Origin of the sequence: Neptunitalea lumnitzerae (assembly GCF_027924185.1) — a bacterium.
Classification (GTDB): Bacteria; Bacteroidota; Bacteroidia; order Flavobacteriales; family Flavobacteriaceae; genus Neptunitalea; species Neptunitalea lumnitzerae.
Window position 1 is genome coordinate 1,155,211 of the sequence record NZ_BRVO01000001.1, and the last position, 26,442, is coordinate 1,181,652.

Sequence of the window (26,442 nt, forward strand, 5' to 3'; positions counted from 1 at the left end):
TTGAGAAGGAAGGTATGGAGTACTTTAGGTTCTCGTTTAAGGGGTACTAATTTATATGGCTATTTATATAAATCATACTGGCACTCAGTATTTAATAAAAGTAATGAAAATAATGACGGAGAAACTACTTGTTATTTAAGTGCAGTGCCCAACCCAGGTGCAGGTATAGGACATCAGTTAGCAAACTGGATTGCTGGTTATTGGTGGGCTAAGCAATTTGGGTTAAAATTTGCTCATATACCTTTTGGTTCAGATTCATGGGAACATGTTTTAGGCTTTGGAGAGGGAGATGTTACTTTAACTCAATTAAAAAAAGAAGGTTATAAAGTTAGAAAGCTACCATTATTTGATGAAGATAGACCTAATGAGGTAAGTAATATTAAACGTATTATTTCATCTTACAAGGGTAACAAAGTTGTTTTTTTGTGTGAGCAGGATCAATTTTATAAAAATCAATATGGTGTTATAAAAGATATTCAAAATAAATTTTTTAACGCTCCGGCAAGAGCAGAAGATAAGTTAATTTTTGATGATAATAATTATAATATAGCAATACATGTTAGGCGAGGAGATATAATGACAGATCCTTCTAATCCTAATTTAGCAATGCGATATATTTCAAATGATTACTTTGAAAAGGTGTTGAGTAATGTGTTACATCACGTAGTTAAAACCAATAAGCCTGTACACATTTATTTCTTTTCGCAAGGAAAGGTGTCAGATTTTCAAGAGTTCGAGAAGTTTGAGAACTTACATTGGTGTTTAGATATGGGAGCAAAAGATTCTTTTCTTCATATGGTATATGCAGATGCTTTAATAACAAGCAAGAGTTCTTTTTCTTATAAGCCTGCATTATTGAATAAAGGTATTAAAGTATGTCCAGAGAATTTTTGGCATAGTTACCCAAAATCAAAAGACTGGGTTTTAGTTAATGATAATGGCGATTTTATAAGTTAGTAGAATTTATAAGGTTATTTAAAAGAATAATTTAAGGGTTGAATATTTTTAAATACATATAAAATGAAAGTATTAGTTACCGGAGCTGCAGGTTTTATTGGATATCATTTATCTAAAAGATTAATGGGAGAAGGGCACATAGTAGTTGGTTTAGATAACATTAACGATTATTATGATGTTAATTTAAAATATGCTAGACTAAATGAATTAGGAATCCAGAGAGGTGATGCTGAAAGGTGGAATGTGCTTTGTGAATCTGATAAGTTTAAAGGGAGTTTTACTTTTGTTAGGATGCATTTAGAAAATAGAGATGAGTTACCAACATTATTTAAAAATGAAGGTTTTGATGTAGTATGTAACCTAGCAGCTCAGGCTGGTGTAAGGTATAGTTTAGAAAACCCTGAAGCTTACATAGATAGTAATGTAGTTGGTTTTTTAAATATATTAGAATCTTGTAGGCATAATAATATAAAGCACTTATTATATGCGAGTAGCTCTAGCGTGTATGGAGAGAGTAATAAGCCAGTGTTTTCTGTAGATGATAACGTAGATTATCCTATTAGTTTATATGCTGCCACCAAAAAAAGTAATGAGTTAATGGCATTTACATATAGCCATTTATATGGTATACCAACCACAGGATTACGATTTTTTACGGTTTATGGCCCGTGGGGAAGACCTGACATGGCAATGTTTTTATTTACTAAAGCTATTTCCGAAAATAATCCGATTAAAGTATTTAATAATGGGGATATGAGCAGAGATTTTACTTATATAGATGACATTATTAATGGAATTACTATAGCACTAAATAATTTACCCGAAAATAAAGTTCCATATCGTTTAACAAATATAGGTAATGGAAATCCGCAATCTTTAATGGAGTTTATAGAAGCTATTGAAGAGCATATGGGTAAAGAGGCAGAGAAAGTATTTTTGCCAATGCAAGCAGGAGACGTACCTAGAACAGCAGCTGATACAAGTGAATTAGAGAAGCTGGGTTACAAAAGTACTACCAGTATTAACGAAGGTGTAAAGGCTTTTATAGATTGGTATAAAGGATTCTATAATATCTAGTTTTATCACTTAATTGAAAGAATTAATAGAATATTTGTTATGAATAAAAACATTCTATATACATTAAAGGCTTTTAGAAAGTTATACACTAAGATTGTTGGAGATAAGGAGTCTGCTAAAATAAACTGTGAACAAGACCCTGATGTGGCATCAGATTATCTTTTTCAAGAAATGAATAATGAGAAACCTTCTATGATAGCAAGGTTTGGTAGTACAGAGTTAACTACAATGGTTAATTATTTGGGGGTTAATCAAACCAATAAGAGTGCTTTAGGTTACATAACGGGGAAAAATCTTCAGTGGTGGTGGAATGAGAATACGCTGCAGCAGATGAATAGATGGAGTGGTTTTTTTCCGCCAACTAAAGAAAAGGTTTCTGAGTTTTGTGAGTTAATGATGAAAGATATGAAGCTGGTGGATGTATTAGGGAGCTGGGTGCCAGATGAAAAGTACTTTGTTGATAGTATGAGTTGCAAAGTGGTTCATTTGAGATTATTAGAGCCATTTTGGGCAAAAAATCCATGGACTAAAGCATTAGAAGGTAAAAAGGTGTTAGTTGTACATCCTTTTGCATCAACAATTTTAGAACAGTATAAGCGAAGAGATCTTTTATTTGACAATCCGGACGTTTTGCCCAAATTTGAATCTTTAGGAGTTATACAGGCTGTACAAACATTAGGAAGTTCTGATACCGAATTTAAAGACTGGTTTGATGCTTTAGATAGCATGAAACGTAAAATAGATAACTCTGATTACGATGTTTGCCTAATAGGAGCCGGAGCTTATGGTTTTCCATTGGCAGCTCATGTAAAAAGACAAGGAAAAAAAGCGGTGCATTTAGGAGGAGCTCTACAACTTCTTTTTGGTATAAAAGGAAAGCGATGGGAAGACCCTAACTATGGAGTTAAAGAATGGGGGATACCATATGGTTCCTATTCAGAGTTAATGAACGAATATTGGGTTAGACCACAAATTACAGAGAAGCCTAAAACTGCAGATGCCGTTGAGGGAGCATGTTATTGGTAAATTAAGGTAAATCTATTGAGAGTTTATGATAAGTAATAGAATAAAATATATCCCAAAGGGTATTATTAATGGCGTTAAGAACTTCATTATAAAGACCACAAGAGATATTGAAAATAAGAAAAGATATCCGCAATCAATTATTGATGAGGGTGTAACACTTACTAAAGAAACCATTTTAGGAGAAAGTACCCATATTTTATCCAATTCTATTATAAATCAATGCAAGATAGGTAAGTATAGTTATGTTGGTAGAAATTGTTTAATTCAAAATTGTACTATAGGTAATTATTGTTCTATTGCTAATGATGTAATGATTGGTTTGGGGCAACATCCAATAGACAGAGTATCAACATCTCCATTGTTTTATAGAGTTAAAAATACATTTAACCTAAGTGTTGTTAAGAGCGATTTAGATTTTGAAGAGTACAAGCCTATTACCATTGGGCACGATGTGTGGATAGGTGCTAGGGTTACAATTATGGATGGTGTAACCATTGGTACGGGAGCTGTAATAGCATCGGGTGCTGTGGTAACTAAAAATGTAGCGCCTTACTCTATTGTAGGTGGTGTGCCAGCTAAGGTTATTAAACAGAGATTTGAAGCAGAAAGAATGGATGACTTACTTCACTCTGAATGGTGGAAATTACAACCTCAGGAGGCTTTAGAATATATGAACTCTGTTAATTTATAATTGATTATATGTTTAGTTTAGTTTATAAGGCAACCAGAAAGATATACGGAACATTTCTAAAGTTTTTAGAAAAGATAGTAACACTTGTAGTTTTAAAAGGGAATAAGGTTATTTTTTCAAGTGTTAATTCAGTAGGGGTGCCTTATGTAGTGGTAGCTAAAGGGGGTAGTCTTTCTTTAGGTGTTAATTTTTCAATGAATAACGGCATAAAGGGGAATCCAATAGGTTGTTACCAAAAGTGTACTTTTTTTGTAGATAGAGGTGCCGTAATGAAAATAGGCTCTAATGTTGGTATTTCACAAGCAGCGCTTATCTGTCATACACAAATAACCATAGGAGATAATGTGAAAATAGGAGGAGGAGTTAAAGTTTTTGATACAGATTTTCATTCCTTGGATCCTGTTATTAGAGCTAGTAAAGATGATTTTAAATATAAGGAGAAAGCTCCGGTAGAGATTAAAAGTAATGCTTTTATAGGTGCTGATTCTATTATATTAAAAGGGGTTACAATAGGATGTAATTCTATTGTTGGCGCAGGTTCTTTAGTTGCAAAATCAATTCCAGACAATCAAATATGGGCTGGAAATCCTGCAAAGTTTATTAAGAATATTGAATGAAGTTAAGTAGTATAGTATATAAATTATTGCCGTATGCTGTAATTTTAATTACAGTTTCTTCTATAGTACCATGGGCTAAGATACCTATTGGTAATACCTATATTTGGTATACTATTTATGTGCTTATTTTACGATTACTTTTTTTAGGTAAAAGATTTTTTAACTGTACAAAAAAGAAAGAAGTATGGGTTATTAATTTGTTCTTATTTTGTGTGGTAGCATCTTTTGTACATGGAATAGTAATATCAGAGAATTATTGGGATTGGAAGCAGTTGATGCGGAATTTTATGATTTTTCTGTTACCTATAACTGTGTATTCGTATAGTAATCCTGAATTATTGGTCAAAACTTTAAAATTTTGGTTGAAATACGGATTGGCACTTTTTCCTGTTTTTTTTCTGTTTGTAGGTACTGAGGCCTATGGTAAATATTTGTTACCCATAAGTTTCTTAATGCTTTTTTTTCCTAAAGTGCCTAGGGTTTGGAAGCTGATAGGTTTGGGAGTTATTTTATTTTTAATAATAATAGCACCAGACTCACGTAGTAATGTAATTAAGTTTGTGGTTCCATTAGGGTTCTCGCTTCTTTTATTTTTAAAAGGAGCTGTGCTAAAGAATATATTAGTACTTGGTAGGGTTGTCTTTTTAAGCTTACCATTTGTTTTATTTGCTTTAGCAGCTTCGGGTATATTTAATGTATTTAATATGTCTGAGTATTTAGGAGGGATAAGTGAAGATGCAGTTATTATAAATGATGAAGGTAGAGAACAGTCATTACTAAATGATACTCGAACATTTTTATATATAGAGGAAATTTCTTCTGCCTTAAAAAATGATTATTGGTTATTTGGTAGGTCTATGGCTAGAGGATATGATACTGTTTCTTTTGCAAAGTTTGGAAATATTATGCAAGAGGAAACTAATAGAAATGAGCGGCCAAGTTCAGAAGTATCCATCTTAAATATTTTTAATTATTTTGGAATTGTTGGAGTACTCTTATACTTTTTCATTTTTGTAGCAGCTTCTTATTATGCCATTAGCAAATCAAATAATAAATATATAAAGTTAATAGGTCTTTATGTCTCGTTTAGGTGGGCGTATGCATGGGTAGAAGATTTTAACAGTTTTGATTTGAATTATTTTCTGCTTTGGGTAATTGTAGGTATTTGTTTTTCTGTGGCCTACAGAGGCATGACAAACCGAGAATTTGAAAATTGGTTAAATAGTATTTTAGGAACAAAAAGATGGGTGTTTAAATGAAACTAATAGCAGCACTTCTAACAGTATATAATAGAAAAGATAAAACTCTAAAATGTTTAGAGCAATTGTTTAATAACAATATGCCTCAGGGATATTTATTAGATGTGTATTTAGTAGATGATGGGTCTACCGATGGTACAGCAGAAGCAGTTAAAAATAATTTTCCGCAAGTAAATATTATTACTGGTAGTGGAAATTTGTTTTGGAATCGTGGAATGCACCGAGCATGGGAAGGTGCTGTTGCAGCTAAAACATACGACTTTTATCTTTGGTTAAATGACGATACCTTTATTTTTAATGATACTGTTGAACATTTATTAAAATGTTCTGAGGAATTAAATTATAAGTCTATTGTTTGTGGGGCTTTATGCTCAGAAAACGACCCTTCTAAGGTAACTTATGGGCCTAGAACTAAAAATACGCTTATAGTGCCTAATGGAACTTTACAAGAGGCTTTTTTGATTAACGGAAATGTGGTTTTAGTACCTAAAGTAGTTTATGATAATGTAGGGATGCTAGATCCTATATTTCCGCATGCAATAGGAGATTTTGACTATGGATTACGAGCCAAACGTAAAGGGTTTAAAAGTTATTCTACAAAGAAGTTTATAGGTACTTGTGAGAATAATGTAAGTTTACCAAAGTGGTGTTATGCTAAAACACCTATAAGAGAAAGATTTAAGGCTTTGTATTCGCCATTAGGTAATGCACATCCTAGATACTTTTTTATTTATGAAAATAGGAATTTTGGTTTTTTACAAGCTTTTAAACATTATATATCTATTCATTTAAGAGTAATATTACCGCAATTATGGAAGTAAATAATAGGCCTTATGTTTTTCAAGTAGATTCAGATCTTGTAAAAGATGTGTATAAGACTCGTGATAACTATAAAATAGTGCATGATGATTCTTGTATAGATAAGTCCTTATGTGCTATTTATTTTAGTAGTAACGATATTTATTATCCAAATGAGGCGGCTGTTTTTAAAGCAAGAATAGTAGATAAAGATGCTTTTGAGTGGTATGGTACGCGTGTACAAGGTGCTTATAAACATATATTTATTAGAGATGTTTTTAAGCAGTGGTATCTTCATGGGATTAATAGTGAGTTAAATTCTATAGAAAAAGTTTTAGAGTTTTTAAAAAGAGAAACCGAAGGTAAAGAAGTGGTTATTGTTGGTAGTTCTGCTGGGGGATATGCAGGGATGCTTTTTGGTCAGTTATTGCAGGCAAAAAAGATTATTTCTTTTAATGGGCAAACACAATTATATGATTTGTTAGAAACTACCTCTGAAGATAAGAACCCTATAGTTTTTAGAGAACAGGATAATTCAATTATAAATAAGTATTATTCAATTTTAAAGTTTGTCAATAATCCTAAGTCTATTTTTTATTTTTATTCAAATAAAAGTGCTTGGGATTTAATTCAATACAACCATATTAAAGAGAAAGAAATAACTTTTCTTAGTTATAAAACTAAAAATCATGGAATTCCTTTTGTTAAGATTAGCTTACCTAAGGTTATAAATTTACCAGAGGAAGAGTTAGTTAAATTATCTAATAAGGAGCAACATCCAATTATGTTTTCTATAAAAATTAATGGCTTGATACCTGTTTATAAGGCATTGAAAAGTCAAGTGATTAAAAAGTTAAAAAGTAAACTAAGGTAAGTTTTATGGAAAAACCAAAAGCAATCATATTTTTTCAGTACTTACCCCCGTGGCGTATTGATGTTTTTAATTCAATGGCTAAGTTTTATAATTTAACCATTGCTTTTACTAATGCAAATTCAGAAGGCTTTACCTATAATAGAGAAGAGCTTTTAAAAAGGTTAGATAGAAGTATTGATACCATATTTTTAGATAATGGATTTGAAGTGGGGCATTATAAGTTTAGGTTTGGAGTATATAAACTTATAAAGCGTATTCAACCTGCCATTATATTTTCTCATGAATACAACCCTACAAGCATTATTTTAGCGCTATATCGTAAATTAGGGTTATGCTCTTTTAAGTATGTTATAACTACTTCAGATAATTTGAGTATTGCTCAAAAAGTTGGTGGAGCAAAGGCAAAAGCTAGGAAATTTGTATTAGAGAATTCAAATGGTATAGTAGTTTATAGTGAAGATGTAAAAAAATGGTATCAAGGGGCTTTTAAAAACCTTGAAGTAAAGATTTGTCCTAATATACAGAATCCTCAAACCTTGTTAAGTTTTAGAAACCAATTTCCTCCAATTGTAGAGACATACAAGGAAGACTATGCTCTTAACAATTGTAACGTGTTATTGTATACAGGTAGGCTTGTAGATGTAAAGGGATTAGATTTATTACTAGATGCTTTTGCAAAGTCTGATAATGATAATTGGAAATTAGTAATTGTAGGGGAAGGTAAAGAGTTAGAGTCTCTAAAGCAACAGTGTAATAGGCTACATATAACTGAAAAAGTTGAATATGTAGGTTTCTGTTCAGGTGTTAATTTGTATGCGTGGTATGATGTAGCAGATTTTTATGTTTTACCAAGTAGGTTTGAGCCTTTTGGAGCAGTTATTAACGAGGCTTTGGTGTTTGGCGTGCCAGTATTGGCAAGTAAATACATTGGTGCTGTTGATTTTGTAAAGCATAGTAATGGTGTATTGTTTGATCCGTTAAACGAAACAGAATTTGTTGCTGAGCTTAATAGTTTTTATAAACGTGTTTCTAATGAGAGTAGCTTTAAAAGTAAAGAGAATTTAATGCCAGTTTCTTTTGAAAGCTATGTTAGTGTATTTAATGAATTTTTATAAGTATAAATCTTGTTTTAATGTTTAATATTCAATTTACAAATATGCCAAAAGGCGCCAATAAGCTTTCATTTATAGCTAATTATATAATGAACAAGGTGCGTACTTGGATTATTTTTAAGCTAAAATACCGTTGGGTTAAGTATAATGGTTTTGTTAGAATTAAATGGGATACTCAAATATTAAAGGGAGATGTAAAAATAGGAGACAGAGTTCAGTTTGGTAGAGAGTGTAAAGTTTCTTCAGATGTTCATTTTGGCAATCACATACTTATGGGTGGTTCTGTAAGTTTTGTAGGTAGGGCAGATCATACCTTTGATGTACCTGGTAGGTATATATGGGATGGTCCAAGAGGAGAATCTAAAATTACTGTGGTAGAAGATGATGTATGGATTGGTTTTGGAACTATAGTTTTATCAGGGGTAACTATTGGTAAGGGTTCAATAGTAGCTTCTGGTTCTATTGTTACTAAAGATATTCCTCCATGTGAAATTTGGGGAGGAAGCCCGGCAAAGAAAATTAAAGATAGATTTGAATCTTTAGAGGATAGCAATAAACATTTAGAGTTTATAGAGTCAAAATAATATAAAAATTATGAGCGCAACTAATAGAATTCATCATATAGATGTGTTAAAAGGAATTGCTATTTTTTTAGTGGTTTTTGGGCATACTATACGTCAAACAGAAAGTTTGGTTTTTATTTATTCATTTCACATGCCTTTGTTTTTTATTATTTCAGGTTTGTTTTTTAATGAAAAGAAATTTCAAAATTTTGGAGATGTAATTATTAAAAAAGCGCGAACATTATTATTGCCTTATGTTACCTTTTATGTATTAGGCTATTTATATTGGTTTTTTGTTGAAAAGAATGTTAGACCAGGGCTTGATCTGCCTTTTTACAATCCGTTGGTAGCCTTTTTATATGGCTCTGATATTGGAGAGTTTAAAAGTGTAAATGGTATTTTGTGGTTTCTTCCGGCACTTTTTGCTGCGGAGAGTATATTGTATTTGTTATTACAACTCAATAAAAGAATTCTTATAATTATAGGACTTATATTTTCTTTAGTTGTAGCTGCTGTACTTTCTTATATTAAAACATTGCATTTGCCTTTTTGTTTAGGAGCCTCTTTTGTAGCTGTTTTCTTTATGGGGGTTGGTTATTATGGCAAAGGTTTGTTAACATTAGATTTAGCTATAAAAAAGAGAATTATCTACTTTATCATTTCTATGGTACTTTTTGTAGTTACTTTTAAGGTTGCTCAATATAATCCCGGGATTAATGTGAAATATGCAGGGCTTCAAAACCCTTTATTATTTGTAGTTACTTCATTTACAGGTTCTATAGCAACTATGTTGTTAGCATTTGCAGTTTTTAAAATGCCATTGTTAGAGTACTTTGGCCGAAACACTTTATATTTTATAGGTTTTTCAGAGCCGATAAAAAGAGTGGTAATTTATTTAAGTGCTAAAATATCACCTCTAAGTGTCGAAGAATTAAGATCGTCAGTACCGTTTTCATTAGGAATGGTTATAGTCTGTTTTATATTAATGGTGCCAGTTATATTTATTTTTAATAAATACTTATTCTTTGCAGTGGGTAAAAGAAAAAAGAAAATAGCTGTATAAAAAAGATAAAGAAAAATATGAGTTCAAAGATGTATAAAGTTAAATTATCAATAGCTAACGACAATAAAGGCTGTGCTAGGCAAACCCCTTCTGGTAAAGCGCAATGGGGTAATTATCAGTTTTACATTAATCAAGAAGTTCAAGACCCTGATTTTTGGGCGGTTTACAGTAAAGGTGAGCGTAAAACAGAAACTTGTTTTATAGCACCAGAAAATACCGTGTTTGTTACTGGCGAACCTGAAACTGTATATCATTATTCTAAAGGGTATGTAAATCAGTTTGGTAAAATTGTGGTTTGTCAAAATGGGTTAATGCATCCTAACCAATTACCATATCAGCCAGCGCAACCATGGCATATTGGTAAAATTACGGGTAAAGACGGTAATGTTACTTTTACAAAGAATTATGATGATTTAAAATCGACTAAACCTGAAAAAACGAAGTTGATTTCTGTTATATCTAGTAATAAGGCCTTTACCAAGGGCCATCAAGAGCGTATAGATTTTGTGCAAAAATTGAAAGCTCACTTTGGAGATCAGTTAGATTTATTTGGGCATGGATTTAATTCCTTTGATGACAAATGGGATGTTATGGCGCCTTATAAATATCATATTGTTTTAGAGAATTCATCCTATGCTGATTATTGGACAGAAAAGTTAGCTGATTGTTATCTTGGCAATACATTTCCTATATATTATGGTTGTACCAATGTAGATAAGTATTTCAATAAAGAAGCTTATGTAAACATTGATATTAAGAACTTTGACGCAGCTGTTAAAACAATTGAAGAAGTTATTGAGAATGACTATTACGGAAAACGAGAAGCATTAATTGACGAAGCTAAAAATTTGGTGTTAGATAAGTACAATTTGTTTCAAGTATTAGCAGAGCAGTTTGACCAAATGAACCCAGAGGCTCCGAAGAAAGAAGTTACATTAAAGCATGACACAGCCTTTATGGACCTCGCTAAAATACGTATCATGATTATATCGCGTATTGTAAACAAACTAAAAATGAAACTAAAATAATTGTAATGGCAACTTACAGTAAAAAAGAGAGAATAATAGCTTCTGTGTTATCTGCAACACCTGGATTAAAATTGTTTATAAAGGATATGTATATCAGGGTAAATGCGATAGCTTTTAAAAAGAATTATCGAGTTAAGCTGATGGAAAGTCCGGTAGCTATAAATATTGAAGATCCGCTACAATCTTATCATCCAGATAAAGATGCTTTTGGCGGTTATTATGATATAGCTACTTTAAATAGTAACGGGTTGTTGCTAACGCATGTGAGTACTAATTTATCATCGGTAAAGTTGCCATCTGCTGATAAGCCTGTTGATATTGTTGTAACTAATGTGTTTACTGGAGAATCTGAGAAAGTAGCAGAAACTTCTGCTTATAATTGGCAACAGGGAGCCCGTTTACATTGGGTTACAGATGATTTATTTATGTTCAATAGTTTTGATGCAAGGAGTAGGGCTTATAAAACAAAAGTGTATTCGCTTGCAGCTAAAGCAGTAGTTAAAGAGTTTGATTACCCTGTTCAAGCATCTTATAAAACCGATTATTTTTTATCTATCAGCTATCGTCGTCTTTTAAATATGCGTCCTGATTATGGGTATCGTGATTTGCCTTTGTTGTCTAATGAAGAAATGCATGATTTAGAGAATGATGGAATCTGGAAAACAGATTACAATACAGGGCAAACTACTATGTTACATACTTTAAAAGAAGTAGCTTCAATAGCTCCTAAAGATATATTTGATAAATGTACTCATAAGGTAAATCACTTAATTATTAGTCCTGATGGAAAAGGGTTTATGTTTATTCACCGTTATTATTTAGGAAAGAGACGTTTTGATAGATTGATGTATTCAGATTTTAAATCATTACGCGTATTGATTGATGAGGAATATGTGAGTCATTGTTTTTGGGTAGATACAAATACTATAGTAGGATATTTAAAAGCCCATGGAGAAAATGGATATTATTTTCTAGATTTAAAAACGGGTGAGGCTACTTTGTGCAAAGAAATGAGTAGTTTAAACTTAGGAGATGGCCATCCTTCTGTATTTAAAGATTGGATAGTGTTTGACTCTTACCCTGATAAAAGTAGAATGCAACGTTTGTTAGTTTTTAATTATAAAACAAAACAATTGTGTGAGTTGGCAGAATTATATCAGAGCACAAAATATAAAGGTGAAACCCGAGTAGATTTACATCCGAGATTTTCTACTGATGGAAAGTTTATCAGTTTTGATGGTGTTCATGAGAATAAGCGTAGACAATACATAACTAATATTGAATCGTTAATAGCTCAAAAAAAATAGATGTTTATGAATAACAGTAGTGTTGCGGTTTTAATGTCTGTATATCGCAAGGAGCAGCCTAAATATTTAGATTTGGCTATGCATAGTATTTGGACAGATCAGGTTTTAAAACCAACTCAAATTATTTTGGTAGAGGATGGTGCACTTACACCAGAACTATATGACTCATTAGAGCGATGGAAACAAGAGTTAGGAGATGTTCTGATAATTCATAAGAATAAAGAGAATTTAGGACTTACTAAATCTTTAAATATAGGTATTACTTATGTGACTGCTAAATACGTTGCTCGTATGGACTCTGATGATGTTTCGCTACCAGAACGTTTTTCTAAACAAGTAGCCTTTTTAGAAGCGCATAAAGATATTTCTGTAGTAGGGGCAAATGCACAAGAAATAGATGAAGATAATAATTACACAGATATTAGAGTGTACCCTGAAACAAATGATAAAATTTTGAGTTATATATGTAAAGCAACACCTTTGCAGCACTCTTTAGTAATGATTAGGAGAAGTATTTTTGATGAGGGTATTAAGTATAATGAAGAATACAGAATGACTCAGGATTTGGCACTATGGTTTGATGTGTTAGCAGCAGGGCATAAAATAGCTAATATTCCTGAAATTTTGTTTCTTTTTAGAATTACCAAAGATACTTTTTCAAGAAGGAATAAATCTAAAGCCTTTCATGAATTTAAAATTTATATGAAAGGGATAGCTAAGCTTAAGGGCTTTAGTTTAAGATATATTTACCCCATTAGCAGATTGATTTTAAGGTTGATGCCTCAAAAAATAATAAAGCTAGTTTACGATAGTAAATTTAGGAAGCAAGTTTTAAAATAATAGTTGAAAATAACTTGTATTAAAAGAACTATTGGTGTAATTACAGTTAGTTACATTTAGTAGTTTATTAATTAAAACCGTTATATTTGTCTGAACATGAAAACAAGATTAACCATGAAAAGAAGGTTTTATTTTCTTCTTGTAGTTTCCATTTTTTTAATGCAGTCATGTGTTTCAAAAAAAGAAGTAGTTTATTTTCAAGATGCCAATGAATCTGAACAAGCAATTCCTGTTATTTCTACTAAAATAGAACCAAATGATATTTTGAGTATTCAGGTGAGTGCACAAGATCCTATTGCTGCTGCACCTTATAATTTAGGGTCTGGTAATGCCACAGGCGGGGCTTTAAATAATATAGAAATCTTAAAATTAAATGGATATTTAGTATCTCCAGAGGGGATGGTGACATTACCTGTTTTAGGTGAATATGAAGCAAAAGGTAAAAATATTGAAGAGATACGACTAGAGATAGAAAATATGCTTATCGAAGGAGGGCATTTAGTAGCTCCCACTGTTAATGTTAGACTTTTAAATGCAAAGGTTACTGTTATGGGAGAGGTAAAAGTGCCAGGTACATATACTTTTACTGAACAAAGAATAACATTACCTCAAGCTCTTGGTTATGCTGGAGATTTAACCATTAATGGTAAGAGAGATGATATTTTAATAATAAGAGAAGAAGACGGTAAAAGAACTATGAAGAGAATTGATATGACCACAACAGATTGGTTTAATTCTCCTTATTTTTATATCAAACAGAATGATGTAATTGTTGTTAGTCCAAATAATGCTAAAGTAAAAAGTGCTGGTTTAATAGGTAATGCAGCGACAGTTCTTACTGCTGTATCGGTTATGTTAAGTGCTATAGTGATAATTACAAGATAATCTATGAAAAAGAATCAAGATTTTTCCTTGTCGGAAGTACAAGATGATACGACTATAGATATTAAGGAAATACTTTTTAGGTATTTATCTTTTTGGCCATGGTTTGTTCTTAGTTGCATGATTAGTTTAGTATGTGCATTTGTGTATATATACTATACACCTAATGTATATAATTCTGAAGCTAAAATTAAAGTGATAGATGACTCTAATGAAATGGAAGTAGCATTTGACTACAGGTCTTTATTAGGGGGCTCGCGTATTAATCTAGATAATGAGATAGCGGTTTTAACTTCATTTAGACTATTAGATCGGGTTGTAGATTCGTTAGATTTGGATGTAAGGTACAGAGCAGAAGGAAAAATTAAGAGTGCAGAACTTTTTAAAGCACCCTTTGTTGTAGAGAAAATAGAACCTGAAAATGGAGGCGATGTAAGTGGGTTATTTACTATTAATTTAAAGCCAGATCATTTTGAAATTACAGACGTTGAAGATTTAGTATACAAAGTTCCGTATACTGATAATAATGTTGAAGGATTACCATTTACTATTGATTTATTAAGGGAAGTTGATAATGTTGAGAAGTATTTTGAAACTAAATACCTTGTTTATCTTACAACAAATAAGCGGGCAGTACTCTCTTTAAGAGGGGGGTTAAATGTTAGGCCTACTACTCAAGAAAGTGAGATTTTAACTTTGAGTTTGGCGGGTGAGAATCCAAGAAGAACAGAAGAAATATTAAATACCATTGTTTACGAGTTTAATCTTGATGGGGTTCGTGATAGGCAATTGGTAAGTAAGCGTACAATTGATTTTATTGATAGTCGTTTTAGTGGTTTAGTAGAGGAATTAGATTCTATTGAGGTAGAAAAAGAAGATTATAAAAAGAATAGTGATTTATCTTTTATCGAGGCAGATGTGCAGGCTACAATTGAAAAACGAGCTGCTTTAGATGATCAATATTATACACTGCAAACTCAAATTTCTTTGGTGAAGTTATTGAAAGATTCTTTAGAAGAGGAGCCAGAGTTTTCTTTGTTACCAGCCGATATAGGTATAGAAAACCCTTCTGTTAATACTCAGGTTACAGAGTATAATGCGTTGGTTTTAAATCGTCAGAAGTTATTAGATGTTGGTGCTGGTGAAAATAATCCGGAGATTAAAAGTCTAACATTTCAATTACAAACTCTACGAAAAAATATTATAGCGTCTTTAAAGGTTTATAGAGAGCAGTTAAATGTTAGTTTAAAACAAGTTAAAGATATTAGAGGTGGGGCTTATGGTGCTTTTTCTAATATACCTAAAAAGGAAAGGGTTTTAAGAGAAATTGTAAGACAACAAAATCTTAAAGAAGCCTTGTATCTTATGTTGCTACAAAAAAGAGAAGAGGCAGCCATTAGTTATGCTGTTACTGCACCTTCAATAAAAGTTGTAGATTACGCAGTAACTAATGATGTTCCAGTATCTCCAAAGAAAAAGATTATACTGGCAATAGGTTTAATTTTTGGACTAGCCGTTCCTTTTGTAATTATCAATGTAATTTTTCTCTTGGATAATAAAGTGCATGATAGAGTTGATGTTGAAAAAGAAAACCCTGAAATACCTGTATTGGCAGAAATTCCTTTTATTCCAGACGATAATAAGATGTTCAATACTGTTGATGACCGTTCTGTTTTAGCCGAATCATTCAGGATTTTGTCTACTAACGTAGATTATGTGTTGGGTAATAAAAATGAAGATGGTACTGGTAAAGTAGTTTTTGTAACTTCTACTATTAAAGGAGAAGGTAAAACCTTTGCTGCTATAAATATGTCGTTGGCTTTTGCAAGTGTTAATCATAAGGTGCTGTTAATTGGAGCAGATTTACGTAACCCGCAGCTTCATAAATATTTTAAAGTAAGTAAAGATCATAACCGTGGACTTAGTGCGTATTTACATAGTAACGATATGGATTTTGATGAGTGTGTTACTAAGCAAATAGGAATTAGTGAATATTTTGATGTGTGTTTTAGCGGGATAGTGCCTCCTAATGCACCTCAGTTATTAACTAGTGCACGCTTTGCTCAATTTGTAGAAGAAGCTAAACAGCGTTATGATTATGTGATTTTTGATTTAGCACCTACATTGTTGGTTACAGATACACTTATTGTGTCTAAATATGCAGACGAAACTGTGTACTTAGTTAGAGCAGGATATACAGAGAAGAAAATATTGAAATTCTCTAAAGACCTTAATCATAGAAACAAGCTTAATAATATGGCTTATATTATCAATAATGTTGGAGAGAAGAAGTCTTACAAGTATGGTTATGAGTATGGTTATAATTATAGCTATAGTTATAATTATGGATATGGATATGGATATGGTAATGATGTGAGGCAAAGAAAAAAACCTTGGTATAAAAGGTTGTTCGGAATTAAATAACACAAAGTTTTTCATAAAAAAACCTCATTGAATCATTTCATTGAGGTTTTTTTATTTTTAATCGATTAGATTTGTATTGAAGGTATAATTTCACTTATAAATATTAAAATTGTACCTAATTGTTTTTTAAATCTTAATCATTTTTTTCAGGCATGAGGATATTAGTTACCGGAGGTGTTGGTTTTATTGGGTCTCATTTATGTGAAACATTGTTAAACCAAGGACATGAGGTATTGTGTTTAGATAATTATTTTACAGGTTCTAAACGTAACATTGTTCATTTGTTAGAGCACCCTTATTTTGAACTTATAAGACACGATGTAACGAGTCCGTATTATGCAGAGGTAGATCAGATTTATAATTTAGCTTGTCCGGCAAGCCCAATTCATTATCAGCATAACCCTATTAAAACGGTTAAAACATCGGTTATAGGGGCTATAAATATGCTAGGGTTAGCCAAAAGGGTAGGAGCTACCATTTTACAGGCTAGTACAAGTGAGGTGTATGGCGATCCGTTAATTAATCCTCAGGTAGAGTCTTATTGGGGTAATGTGAACCCTATAGGTGCAAGATCATGCTACGATGAAGGTAAAAGATGTGCTGAAACATTGTTTGTTAATTATCACGAACAAAATAATGTAGATGTTAGAATTGTGAGAATATTTAATACCTACGGACCAAACATGAGTGTGAATGATGGTAGAGTGGTTTCTAATTTTATAATTCAGGCCCTAAAGAATGAGCCGATAACTATTTTTGGAGACGGACAGCAAACACGTTCTTTTCAGTATGTTGATGATTTGGTGAATGGAATGATGTTGATGATGAATAATGATGGTTTTACAGGGCCCGTTAATATTGGTAATCCTGGTGAGTTTACAATGATTGAGTTGGCAGAGAAAATAATTCAATTAACAGGGTCTGCTTCTAAGCTTAGCTTTTTACCATTGCCACAAGATGATCCTAAGCAAAGAAAACCAGATATTACACTTGCAAAAGAGAAATTGGGTTGGGAGCCTACTGTGCCCCTTGAGGCTGGCTTAATTAAAACAATTTCTTATTTTGATAAAGTGTTGTCAGAGTAAAAATAAAGGAGTAATTGACGAAAGAAGTTTAGCGGTATGTTGTTTGGTTTTAAGAAAAAGTATCTTTTAAAAGATGTGTTATTAGATAATTATGTAGATATTCATTCTCATATTTTACCAGGAATAGATGATGGGGCCGATTCGGTAGAAACTTCTGAGGATCTGTTGAAGTCCATGCGGTCTTTGGGTTTTTCAAGAATAATAACTACGCCTCATACATTACCAAATGTTTGGGATAATACAACAGAATCTATTACTGGTGCTTATACTAAGCTCATAAAGGAAAAACAAGATTTAACTAGCCAAGTACAGCTAAAGGTAGCCTCTGAGTATTTTTTAGATAATGAGTTTTTAGAAAAAACCTTGGAGCAGAATAATCTGTTAACATTAAAAGATAATTATCTTTTGGTAGAGTTGTCTTATTTAAATCCGCCGATAGCCTTAAATGAGATATTGTTTGCCATACAAATGAAGGGCTATCAGCCCGTTTTAGCGCACCCAGAGCGCTATTTGTACTATCACAATACAAAGGACACCTATGAGGCTTTAAAAAATGCAGGTTGTCTATTTCAGTTAAATTTACTTTCGGTTGTTGGGTACTATGGTAAAGGTGTTATGGAAACGGCAGATTACTTGCTGAAAAATGGTTTTATAGATTTCACAGGCTCAGATATACACCATAAGAGGCATATTGCAGCTTTTGACAGGAAGGTGATGATAAAATCGATAGAGGCATTAAAAGTGGCTATGAGTAAGAATCAGTTTTTTGCTGACTAAATTCTTAGCATCCTTATTTATTCTTAATCTTTCACTTTAAAGCGTAGCCTTGACCTTTTAAAATGTTTTTAAAAGGTTTCTATTGTTGTTTCTGTTATTTAGATGCTGAAATAGTTTTACTTCTATTTGTTTTAACTTTCGTTTAATGTTTATGTAAGCTTCTATTGAGGGTTAGAAATTGTACTAATTTATTATTATTGAAAGTATTAGTGAACGGAGTTTCTGTTTTCTAATAGGTAGGGTGTATTTGGGGTAGCTATATAATAAAAAAACCTGATAACAGTGTTATCAGGTTTTTTATGTGGTACCTCCAGGAATCGAACCAGGGACACAAGGATTTTCAGTCCTTTGCTCTACCAACTGAGCTAAGGTACCAGTTGATTGCTTATTGCGGGTGCAAATATAGGAGCAAATTTTAATTATGCAAAACATTTTGAAAAAAAAATGGTTTTGTACCTTTGGTTTTCTAACAAAACATGATGAATCTAATTATAGATATTGGAAATACGTTTTCCAAAGTTGCTGTTTTTCAAAATGATATGATAGTGTCCGTTGTTTCGGTGTCCTTTGGAGAACTGCAAAAAAAAATTTTAAAAATTTTTGAAACAAATTCTATTTCTCGTTCAATTGTATCTTCTGTAGCGGAAATTCCTTCAGATGTATTAGCATTGCTTAAATCAGAAACAGGAATGGTTTTAATGTCTAATGACTTAAAAATGCCATTTAGTAATAAGTATAAAACTCCTGAGACTTTAGGAGAGGATAGGTTGGCGTTAATTGCAGGGGCTGTAAAGAGCTATCCTAAAAAGAATGTTTTAGTAATAGATGCTGGTACATGCGTTACTTACGATTTTGTAAATAGTAATGCAGAGTATTTAGGTGGAGCTATTGCACCTGGTTTGCAAATGCGTTTAAATGCAATGCATGAATTGACTAAGAGATTGCCAAAGCTTGAGTTTTCTGAAATAGAATTTGTTACTGGTGCATCTACTAAAGAGTGTATGATGTCGGGTGCTGTAAATGGTCTTATTTATGAAATAAATGGGTTTATTTCAGATTACTATAATAATTTTAAAGATTTAACAGTTATTTTAACAGGAGGTAATGCCTTATTTTTGTCAAAAAGATTAAAAAATGGCATATTTGCCAATTCAAATTTCCTTTTAGAGGGTTTGAATTTTATTTTGGAATATAATAAACTCGAATGATTAAAAGATTAATAGCAATTGTAGCCTTTATAGTATTGGGGAATATTACTGCTACAGCGCAAGTAGGAACAGCATCTCCTTATTCATTTTACGGAATAGGAAGTTTGAAGTTTCAAGGAACGATGGAGAATAGAGCTATGGGCGGGTTAAGCCTTTATCCAGATAGTTTATCGTTAAGTATTCAAAACCCAGCTTCGCTTGGCGAGCTTAATATGACGAACTACTCCGTAGGAGCAACTTTTACAAGATTGAATTTGGAAAGTGATTTTGGAGATGAGACGGCTAAGTCTGCTTCTTTTGATTATTTAACCTTGGGTTTTCCTATTAGCCGTAAACTAGGTGTTAGTTTTGGGCTTTTACCTTATACTTCTGTGGGGTATGCTATACAAAGTATTACTGGAGAAGATGGAAGTCAAGAATTGACAAGGCTTGAAGGAGAAGGAGGAATGAATAAAGTTTTTGTTGCCTTTGGGTATGAGATTACCAAGAATTTAAGTATTGGTGCTAGAGGTAGCTATGATTTTGGTAAGATAGATAATAGTATTATTAATAGTGTTCAGGGTGTAGAGTTAGGTACTAAGGAAATTAACTCTTCATCTTTGAGTGGTTTAGATTATACCATTGCTTTAAATTATTCTCAGCCTTTAAAGAATGATTATGTTTTGTATAGTACAGTACAATATACACCAGAGGCTAAGATAAGTTCTACTAACGATAGATATTTTCAGACTATTTCTATATATGATAACGGGGCTGAAGATGTGCGAGAAGAGTATGATGTTGATTTAGACGCCTTAGGTTTAGCTGAAACCGACGTAACACTGCCATCAAGAGGAACCTTTGGTTTAGGGGTTGGTAAAAGAAATGTATGGTTTTTTGGTGGAGAGTATGAATATGTAAACACCAGTAATTTATCTAATCCGTTTCTTTCTGTAAATGGTGTAGATTATCAAGATGGTTCTGAGTTTAGATTTGGAGGAATGTTTACGCCTGATTATGATTCTTATTCAAGTTACTTTAAACGAGCAACTTACCGTGCGGGTGTTAAGTTTCAGAATACCGGGATGATAATAAATGGTGAAGAGGTAAATGACTTTGGCATATCTTTTGGAGTAGGATTACCGGTTGGAAAAATTTCTAAACTTAATTTAGGGTTAGAAATAGGTTCTAGAGGAACTACTAACAGTTCTTTAATTCAAGAAAATTATGTGAATTTTAGAGTTGGATTGTCGTTATTAGACAGATGGTTTATAAAGAATAGAATTAATTAATTATATATTTTTAATGATGAAAAACAGATTTGCATTATTGATGGTTGCCTTAATTGGGTTTTTAGGTGCATTCAGTGCTAATGCTCAAGATGATTGTAACACAAACCTATCGTTGTTTTATAACGATGCGAAAGTGAAGAATTATGAGTCTGCATACCCAACATGGAAAAAGGTATTTGATAACTGTCCTCAAGACTTTCACGTGGCGGTATATGCTTACGGAGATAAAATTCTTGAGTACAAAATGGAAAATGACGCGGCAAACAGAGCTGAATATGTAAAGCTGTTGTTGGAGCTTTACGATAGATATCATGCAAATTTCCCAACGGGGAAATATGAGTATACGTATGCTGAAATGGTTATCGATAAAACGAAATTAATGAAGCAGGAAGGTATGCTTACCGATGAGGAGCTTTATAATATGTATAAAGATGCTTTTGAAAAAGATAAAGCAAACTTTAATAGTGAAGTTTCTTTGTATTCGTACTTTACAACTACTGTAGATTTATACAAGGCTGAAAAATTAGATCTTCAAACGGTGTTTGATACTTATGATGGAGTAGGTTCAAAAATTGAAGAGTTAAGAAATGAGCAGTCTGAAATTATGAATCCATTATTAGAGGCTCAAGAAGCGGGTACAACATTAACTGCTAAACAAGAAAAGTCTTTAGGTAGAGCTCAAAAAAGAATGAGTAACTACGAAGGTATTTCTGAGAGCTTAGAAGCTTACATGGGGCAATTAGGTAACTGTGAAAACTTGATTCCTTTGTTTACTAAGAATTTTGAAGCAAATAAAGATAATGAGGAGTGGTTAAATAGAGCTGCAAATGCTATGACAGAGAAAGAGTGTACAGGTGATCCTTTATACGCTCGGATTGTTGAAAAATTACACAACTTACACCCTTCTGCTAAGTCTGCAAAATACTTAGGTGTATTAGAGTATAAGAAAGGTAATAATGCTAAGGCTAAAGAGTGGTTTAAGGAATCTGTAGATTTAGAAACAGATAAATTTGAAAAGTCTAAAACTTTAGTAACTGTAGCTAGTTTGTCTTCAGGTTCTACTGCTGCAAGTTATGCTTACCAAGCATTGAAGTTTAACCCTTCAAACAAAAAAGCCTACGAAGTTATAGCTAGAGCTTACGCTGCATCTGCAAACAGTTGTGGTAGTACACCTTTCGAAAAAAGAGCTGTATACTGGTTAGCAGAAGAAATGGCTAATAAAGCAGGTAATAGTTCTTTAGCTAGTTCTTATAAAGGGTTAGCGCCAAGTAAATCAGATATTTTTAATTCTGGTATGGCTGGTAAAACTATTAAAGTTGGATGTTGGATTAACAAATCTGTAAAAGTTCCTAACTTATAAGATGTTCCGCATCATTAAATATAAATTTATTTGCATTGTCACAGTTTTTGCTGTGACAATGTTTTTTTCTTGCGAAAATAATTTGGGAGCTTTGCAAAAGTTAACCTTACAGGAAAAATTTCCTATGGGAGAGGCTACCAATTTCACGCTTACCTATACTGACTCTCTTAGAGTTGTTGCTATCTTAAAAAGTCCGTTAAATTATGATTACGGAAATCAAGAGTTTCCTTATTCTGAATTTCCTGATGGGGTGCATATTGATTTTTTTAATGAACAAGAAAATAAAACTACGGTAGATGCTAGGTTTGGTATTTTGTATAATAATACCGATTTGGTTGAATTACGAGATAGTGTGGTTATTAAAACGCATGAAGGAAAAATATTAAAGACTGATCTTTTGTATTGGGATCAGCGAACGGAATGGATTTATACCGATGATCCGTTTACATTTACAGATCCGGTAGAGGGTACTGTAATGAATGGTGTTGGTATGGATTTTAATAAAGATTTTACGGTAGTTAATGCACATAAAACAACTGGTGTAATTTCTATTAAGGGAGAATAAATATGGTTAAGTATTTAAAATTTTTCGAAATAGTATATTTGATAATCGCTATTATTTCTATCTTCGAAGTGATTAGAGAGTATATAAGTTTTCAACAGATAAACTATTTATTTTTAATGTTTGGTGTGGTATCTATTGGTATGTACTTCTTTAGGAGGTTTATGCGTAAGAAGATGGAGCGCCGAAACCAGGAATAGTTTAAATTTAATAAGTTATGGAGATTTCCATTATTGTAATTTGTTTGGTTTTATCTGCGTTTTTTTCGGGGATGGAGATAGCTTATGTGTCTTCTAACAAAATACATTTGGAGATTGAGAAAAAGCAAGAAACCTTACTTGCTAAGGTGTTAACATGGTTAACACGCCGTCCATCAAAGTATATTGCTACTATGTTAGTAGGTAATAACTTGGCTTTGGTGATTTACGGTTTTTACATGGGAGATTTAATTACTACAATGCTCCCAATGCATTTGCAAAATCTTTTGGTGCAAACAATTATTTCAACCATTGTAATTTTAATTACAGCAGAGTTTTTGCCTAAAGTATTCTTTCAGATTTATGCTAATAATTTTTTAAAGATATTATTACTGCCTGCATTTGTTTTCTATTTACTTTTTTGGCCAATTACTGAGTTTATCATCTGGATGTCTGATATTATTTTAAAATATGTGTTTAAGTCAGATGGTGATAATGTGCAGCTTGCGTTTACAAAATTAGAGTTAGGAGATTATATTTCTGAACAAATGGAGTCTGTGGATGAGGATGAGAATGTAGATTCAGAGATACAGTTTTTTCAGAATGCGTTAGAGTTTTCTGAGGTAAAGGCTAGAGATGTGATGGTGCCTAGAACCGAGATATCGGCTGTTGATATAAACGAATCTATTCAAACAGTGCGTAATGTTTTTATTGAGACGGGTTACTCTAAAGTATTGGTTTTTGATGAATCTATAGATGATATAGTGGGGTATGTGCACTCGTTTGATTTGTTTAAAAGGCCTCAAACAATTAAAGAAGTTTTAATGCCTGTGGGTTTTGTGCCAGAGACAATGTTGATAAGTGAAATTTTAAATGTGCTTATTAAAAAACGAAAGAGTATTGCTGTGGTTATTGATGAGTATGGTGGTACTAGTGGTATTTTAACGGTAGAAGATATTGTGGAGGAGCTGTTCGGAGAGATTGAAGATGAACATGATACGGTTGATTTTATAGAAGAACAGCTGGCAGATGATGAGTTTAAATTCTCGTGTAGATTAGAGGTGGATTACCTTAATGAAAAGTATAAGTTAGAGATACCAGAGAGTGAGAATTATGGTACTTTAGGTGGTTTTATTGTAAATGATATAGGCGAGATTCCGCAGTTGAATGAGGTTATTACTATTGAGAATTTCCGTTTTACAATTTTAGATGTTACTTACACTAAAATAAAATTAGTGCATCTTAAAATACTTGACACAGAGTAGTCTAATAAAAAAAATGTAATCCCTTATTTTATTTTTATTATTTCAAAGAAAATGGTATTTTCGCCCACATTAATTTTTATAATTGTTTAAGCACAATGGCAGTTTTAGAGAAAATAAGAAAGCGTTCCATGTTACTAATTGTAATTATTGGACTTTCGTTATTAGCGTTCATTTTATCTAGTTTAGTAGGTAAAGGAAGTTTTACCTTGTTTGGAGATGCAAATAAAATAGGTGAAGTAAATGGAGAGACTATTAGTTTAGCAGAATTTTCTAATTCTGTACAAGCAGTAACAAGTAATAATCCGAATGCGAGTATTATGAATGCTGTGAACTCTGTATGGAACCGTGAAGTAAATAACATTATATTAGAAAAGCAATTTGATGATTTAGGAATTCAAATTGATGGAGACCGTATTATGAATCTTGTAAAGCAAAATCCACAAATTGCTCAAGATCCAAGATTTTTAAATGAGAATGGGGTTTTTGATCCTCAAAAATTCAGAAATTTTATTGCTGATATGAAAGCTGGTGATCCTGCTGGTTATGAGCAATGGAAAGCTACAGAAGAAAATATTATTGCTTCTGCTAAGCAAAGTATTTTCTACGATTTAATTCAGGCTGGTTTAGGAGTAACTGAAAAAGAAGGTGAAGTGCGTTATGCAGAAGATAGTGATATGGTAAACTTTACATATGTACAAGTGCCTTACACTTCTATAGCAGATTCTACTGTTACCGTTTCTGATAGTGAAATAAAAAGCTATATCAATGAGCATAAAGAAGAGTTTGAAGAAGATGCAAAAAGAGATGTACGTTTTGTTGTTTTCGAAGAGAAGGCTTCTGAGGCTGACTTAAACACTATTAAGGATCGTTTAAATGAGATGTTAGTTGTAAAAGCAAATAGTGTAGATACTATTAATTTTGTGAATACAACTGATTTAGTTGGTTATACTGCTGAAAATTCTGAAATAAAGTTTGATTCTGCATATGTACAGAAAAGTGCTTTACCAAAACAATATGCTGATACTTTATATAGCTTAAAGGTGGGTCAAGTATACGGACCATATGAAGATGGAGATTACTTCAAAATTTCTAGAATGGTTAGCAAAAAAGCAAACGGAAATGTAAAGGCAAGTCATATTTTAATTGCTTATGATAGTATTCCGAATGCTCAGTTGAAAGAAGATAGAAGTGAGGCTCAAGCGGAAACCTTAGCTAATAGCTTAATGGCTAGAATTAAAAAAGGAGAAGATGTAAATGAGTTAGCTAAAGAGTTTTCTGAAGATCCTGGTGTGGCTTCAAATAATGGTACTTATGATAATATTAGACCAGGGCAAATGGTGCCTGAGTTTGATGAATTTATTTTTAATAATCCTGTTGGAAGTGTAGGAGTGGTTAAAACTCAGTTTGGTTTCCATGTTATTAAAGTAGAAGATCAGTACGAAACTGTTAGCTTAGCTACAGTTGCATTAAAGAAAGATGCGTCTCAAGAAACTATCAATGATACCTACAATGAGTCTAATAAGTTCTTATATGCTGTTACCGAAGAGGATAAAGATTTTGAGGCTACTGCTAAAGAATTCGGACAAGAGGTTAAGATAGATAAAGGTGTTGAGGAATTAGCTGCTGGCTTAACAGGTGTGGCAAATCAACGTTCTATTGTGAGATGGGCTTTTGAAGATGGAACGAGTGTTGGAGATATTAAAAAATTCAATGTAAGTGGTGGTTACGCAATTGTTCAAGTAACGGGAGTGACAAAAGAAGGTCTTGCTTCAGTTGAAAGCGCTAAGGCTAAAGTAATGCCTATTTTATTAAAAGAGAAAAAGGCTGCTAAAATCATAAACGAAGCTAAAGGTAAAAGCATGGAGGAGATTGAGGCTCTTTATAATATTAGACGTAGAAGTGCTACTGATGTTAGTTTGAGTAATCCTGCTATTTCTGGAGCTGGTGCTGAACCTAAAGTTGTGGGTACTGCATTTGGTTTAAATGAAGGTGGAAAGAGTGGGCTTATTGAAGGAGAGAAAGGTGTTTATATGGTAGAAGTTACTAAGAAAGAAGATTCTCCTAAGCTAGCTAACTATACTAGTTATAGAAATTCTTTAAGACAAACTAATATTCAAAAATACAGCCAGTCTGTGATAGAGGCACTTAAAAAGTCTGTTGAGATTGAAGATAACAGAGCTAAGTTTTACTAGAATTTAG

Annotated in this window: 23 protein-coding genes, 1 tRNA gene and 2 pseudogenes; 25 read left to right on the forward strand and 1 reads right to left on the reverse strand. The window is 32.4% G+C overall.

The window, feature by feature from the left end:
• The 19 genes and pseudogenes from Y10_RS05135 (at position 1) to Y10_RS05220 (ending at position 18,380) form a co-directional block, all read left to right on the forward strand.
• Positions 1-957, forward strand: a complete 957-nt coding sequence (locus tag Y10_RS05135; protein ID WP_281764291.1) for an O-fucosyltransferase family protein — start codon at positions 1-3, stop codon at positions 955-957.
• Positions 958-1,020: 63 nt separating this feature from the next.
• Positions 1,021-2,034, forward strand: a complete 1,014-nt coding sequence (locus Y10_RS05140; RefSeq protein ID WP_281764292.1) for an NAD-dependent epimerase — start codon at positions 1,021-1,023, stop codon at positions 2,032-2,034.
• A gap of 39 nt (positions 2,035-2,073) precedes the next feature.
• Positions 2,074-3,060 (forward strand): hypothetical protein, encoded by a 987-nt coding sequence (locus Y10_RS05145; protein ID WP_281764293.1) that lies wholly within the window; start codon positions 2,074-2,076, stop codon positions 3,058-3,060.
• 25 nt (positions 3,061-3,085) lie between these two features.
• Positions 3,086-3,373: pseudogene (locus Y10_RS16975) on the forward strand (hypothetical protein); the annotation flags it as partial.
• A gap of 120 nt (positions 3,374-3,493) precedes the next feature.
• Positions 3,494-3,706 (forward strand): annotated as a pseudogene (locus Y10_RS16955) (CatB-related O-acetyltransferase); the annotation flags it as partial.
• Positions 3,707-3,759: 53 nt separating this feature from the next.
• Positions 3,760-4,368: an acyltransferase gene (locus tag Y10_RS05155; protein ID WP_281764295.1), complete on the forward strand. Its 609-nt coding sequence runs from the start codon at positions 3,760-3,762 to the stop codon at positions 4,366-4,368.
• Positions 4,365-5,627: a hypothetical protein gene (locus tag Y10_RS05160; RefSeq protein ID WP_281764296.1), complete on the forward strand. Its 1,263-nt coding sequence runs from the start codon at positions 4,365-4,367 to the stop codon at positions 5,625-5,627. Before Y10_RS05155 ends, Y10_RS05160 begins: the two co-directional genes overlap by 4 nt.
• Positions 5,624-6,448, forward strand: a complete 825-nt coding sequence (locus tag Y10_RS05165) for a glycosyltransferase family 2 protein (protein WP_281764297.1) — start codon at positions 5,624-5,626, stop codon at positions 6,446-6,448. Before Y10_RS05160 ends, Y10_RS05165 begins: the two co-directional genes overlap by 4 nt.
• Entirely contained in the window at positions 6,439-7,299 is an 861-nt protein-coding gene (locus Y10_RS05170; RefSeq protein ID WP_281764298.1) for a hypothetical protein, read from the forward strand. Before Y10_RS05165 ends, Y10_RS05170 begins: the two co-directional genes overlap by 10 nt.
• Before the next feature lie 5 nt (positions 7,300-7,304).
• On the forward strand, positions 7,305-8,414 hold the full coding sequence (locus Y10_RS05175) for a glycosyltransferase (protein WP_281764299.1): 1,110 nt from the start codon (positions 7,305-7,307) through the stop codon (positions 8,412-8,414).
• 17 nt (positions 8,415-8,431) lie between these two features.
• Positions 8,432-8,995, forward strand: coding sequence for an acyltransferase (locus Y10_RS05180; protein ID WP_281764300.1), 564 nt, complete (start codon positions 8,432-8,434; stop codon positions 8,993-8,995).
• Positions 8,996-9,005: 10 nt separating this feature from the next.
• Positions 9,006-10,037: an acyltransferase family protein gene (locus tag Y10_RS05185; protein WP_281764301.1), complete on the forward strand. Its 1,032-nt coding sequence runs from the start codon at positions 9,006-9,008 to the stop codon at positions 10,035-10,037.
• Between the two features lie 17 nt (positions 10,038-10,054).
• Positions 10,055-11,065 carry a glycosyltransferase family 10 domain-containing protein gene (locus Y10_RS05190; protein WP_281764302.1) on the forward strand — a complete coding sequence of 337 codons (1,011 nt, stop codon included), beginning with the start codon at positions 10,055-10,057 and terminating at the stop codon, positions 11,063-11,065.
• Positions 11,066-11,070: 5 nt separating this feature from the next.
• The gene (locus Y10_RS05195) at positions 11,071-12,372 is read left to right on the forward strand and encodes a hypothetical protein (protein ID WP_281764303.1); all 1,302 of its coding nucleotides are present in this window, start codon (positions 11,071-11,073) and stop codon (positions 12,370-12,372) included.
• A gap of 6 nt (positions 12,373-12,378) precedes the next feature.
• The gene (locus tag Y10_RS05200) at positions 12,379-13,212 is read left to right on the forward strand and encodes a glycosyltransferase (protein WP_281764304.1); all 834 of its coding nucleotides are present in this window, start codon (positions 12,379-12,381) and stop codon (positions 13,210-13,212) included.
• A gap of 114 nt (positions 13,213-13,326) precedes the next feature.
• The gene (locus Y10_RS05205; protein ID WP_281764305.1) at positions 13,327-14,097 is read left to right on the forward strand and encodes a polysaccharide biosynthesis/export family protein; all 771 of its coding nucleotides are present in this window, start codon (positions 13,327-13,329) and stop codon (positions 14,095-14,097) included.
• Between the two features lie 3 nt (positions 14,098-14,100).
• The gene (locus Y10_RS05210; RefSeq protein ID WP_281764306.1) at positions 14,101-16,518 is read left to right on the forward strand and encodes a GumC family protein; all 2,418 of its coding nucleotides are present in this window, start codon (positions 14,101-14,103) and stop codon (positions 16,516-16,518) included.
• Between the two features lie 152 nt (positions 16,519-16,670).
• Positions 16,671-17,603, forward strand: coding sequence for a UDP-glucuronic acid decarboxylase family protein (locus tag Y10_RS05215; RefSeq protein ID WP_281764307.1), 933 nt, complete (start codon positions 16,671-16,673; stop codon positions 17,601-17,603).
• 36 nt (positions 17,604-17,639) lie between these two features.
• A complete protein-coding gene (locus tag Y10_RS05220; protein WP_281764308.1) occupies positions 17,640-18,380 on the forward strand; it encodes a tyrosine-protein phosphatase in 741 nt (246 codons plus the stop codon).
• Between the two features lie 302 nt (positions 18,381-18,682).
• Here Y10_RS05220 and Y10_RS05225 read toward each other — a convergent pair.
• A tRNA-Phe gene (locus Y10_RS05225) sits at positions 18,683-18,755 on the reverse strand.
• Between the two features lie 101 nt (positions 18,756-18,856).
• On the opposite strand from Y10_RS05225, the gene Y10_RS05230 reads away from it, so the two are divergent.
• The 6 genes from Y10_RS05230 (at position 18,857) to Y10_RS05255 (ending at position 26,435) form a co-directional block, all read left to right on the forward strand.
• Entirely contained in the window at positions 18,857-19,588 is a 732-nt protein-coding gene (locus tag Y10_RS05230; protein ID WP_309297818.1) for a type III pantothenate kinase, read from the forward strand.
• Positions 19,585-20,859, forward strand: coding sequence for a hypothetical protein (locus Y10_RS05235; protein ID WP_281764309.1), 1,275 nt, complete (start codon positions 19,585-19,587; stop codon positions 20,857-20,859). Before Y10_RS05230 ends, Y10_RS05235 begins: the two co-directional genes overlap by 4 nt.
• Positions 20,860-20,872: 13 nt before the next feature.
• Positions 20,873-22,219 carry a hypothetical protein gene (locus Y10_RS05240; protein ID WP_281764310.1) on the forward strand — a complete coding sequence of 449 codons (1,347 nt, stop codon included), beginning with the start codon at positions 20,873-20,875 and terminating at the stop codon, positions 22,217-22,219.
• 1 nt (position 22,220) lies between these two features.
• Positions 22,221-22,784, forward strand: a complete 564-nt coding sequence (lptC, locus tag Y10_RS05245; protein WP_281764311.1) for an LPS export ABC transporter periplasmic protein LptC — start codon at positions 22,221-22,223, stop codon at positions 22,782-22,784.
• Between the two features lie 214 nt (positions 22,785-22,998).
• Positions 22,999-24,243 carry a hemolysin family protein gene (locus tag Y10_RS05250; protein WP_281764312.1) on the forward strand — a complete coding sequence of 415 codons (1,245 nt, stop codon included), beginning with the start codon at positions 22,999-23,001 and terminating at the stop codon, positions 24,241-24,243.
• 95 nt (positions 24,244-24,338) lie between these two features.
• Entirely contained in the window at positions 24,339-26,435 is a 2,097-nt protein-coding gene (locus Y10_RS05255) for a peptidylprolyl isomerase (RefSeq protein WP_281764313.1), read from the forward strand.
• The last annotated feature ends 7 nt before the right edge of the window (positions 26,436-26,442 follow it).

Coding starts and splice junctions, on each gene's coding strand:
- Y10_RS05220 (WP_281764308.1), top strand. CDS start 17,640: ATGTTGTTTGGTTTTAAGAAAAAGTATCTTTTAAAAGATGTGTTATTA.
- Y10_RS05145 (WP_281764293.1), top strand. CDS start 2,074: ATGAATAAAAACATTCTATATACATTAAAGGCTTTTAGAAAGTTATAC.
- Y10_RS05235 (WP_281764309.1), top strand. CDS start 19,585: ATGATTAAAAGATTAATAGCAATTGTAGCCTTTATAGTATTGGGGAAT.
- Y10_RS05250 (WP_281764312.1), top strand. CDS start 22,999: ATGGAGATTTCCATTATTGTAATTTGTTTGGTTTTATCTGCGTTTTTT.
- Y10_RS05230 (WP_309297818.1), top strand. CDS start 18,857: ATGATGAATCTAATTATAGATATTGGAAATACGTTTTCCAAAGTTGCT.
- Y10_RS05170 (WP_281764298.1), top strand. CDS start 6,439: ATGGAAGTAAATAATAGGCCTTATGTTTTTCAAGTAGATTCAGATCTT.
- Y10_RS05215 (WP_281764307.1), top strand. CDS start 16,671: ATGAGGATATTAGTTACCGGAGGTGTTGGTTTTATTGGGTCTCATTTA.
- Y10_RS05160 (WP_281764296.1), top strand. CDS start 4,365: ATGAAGTTAAGTAGTATAGTATATAAATTATTGCCGTATGCTGTAATT.
- Y10_RS05175 (WP_281764299.1), top strand. CDS start 7,305: ATGGAAAAACCAAAAGCAATCATATTTTTTCAGTACTTACCCCCGTGG.
- Y10_RS05185 (WP_281764301.1), top strand. CDS start 9,006: ATGAGCGCAACTAATAGAATTCATCATATAGATGTGTTAAAAGGAATT.
- Y10_RS05190 (WP_281764302.1), top strand. CDS start 10,055: ATGAGTTCAAAGATGTATAAAGTTAAATTATCAATAGCTAACGACAAT.
- Y10_RS05205 (WP_281764305.1), top strand. CDS start 13,327: ATGAAAAGAAGGTTTTATTTTCTTCTTGTAGTTTCCATTTTTTTAATG.
- Y10_RS05255 (WP_281764313.1), top strand. CDS start 24,339: ATGGCAGTTTTAGAGAAAATAAGAAAGCGTTCCATGTTACTAATTGTA.
- Y10_RS05140 (WP_281764292.1), top strand. CDS start 1,021: ATGAAAGTATTAGTTACCGGAGCTGCAGGTTTTATTGGATATCATTTA.
- Y10_RS05180 (WP_281764300.1), top strand. CDS start 8,432: ATGTTTAATATTCAATTTACAAATATGCCAAAAGGCGCCAATAAGCTT.
- Y10_RS05210 (WP_281764306.1), top strand. CDS start 14,101: ATGAAAAAGAATCAAGATTTTTCCTTGTCGGAAGTACAAGATGATACG.
- lptC (WP_281764311.1), top strand. CDS start 22,221: ATGTTCCGCATCATTAAATATAAATTTATTTGCATTGTCACAGTTTTT.
- Y10_RS05240 (WP_281764310.1), top strand. CDS start 20,873: ATGATGAAAAACAGATTTGCATTATTGATGGTTGCCTTAATTGGGTTT.
- Y10_RS05165 (WP_281764297.1), top strand. CDS start 5,624: ATGAAACTAATAGCAGCACTTCTAACAGTATATAATAGAAAAGATAAA.
- Y10_RS05195 (WP_281764303.1), top strand. CDS start 11,071: ATGGCAACTTACAGTAAAAAAGAGAGAATAATAGCTTCTGTGTTATCT.
- Y10_RS05155 (WP_281764295.1), top strand. CDS start 3,760: ATGTTTAGTTTAGTTTATAAGGCAACCAGAAAGATATACGGAACATTT.
- Y10_RS05200 (WP_281764304.1), top strand. CDS start 12,379: ATGAATAACAGTAGTGTTGCGGTTTTAATGTCTGTATATCGCAAGGAG.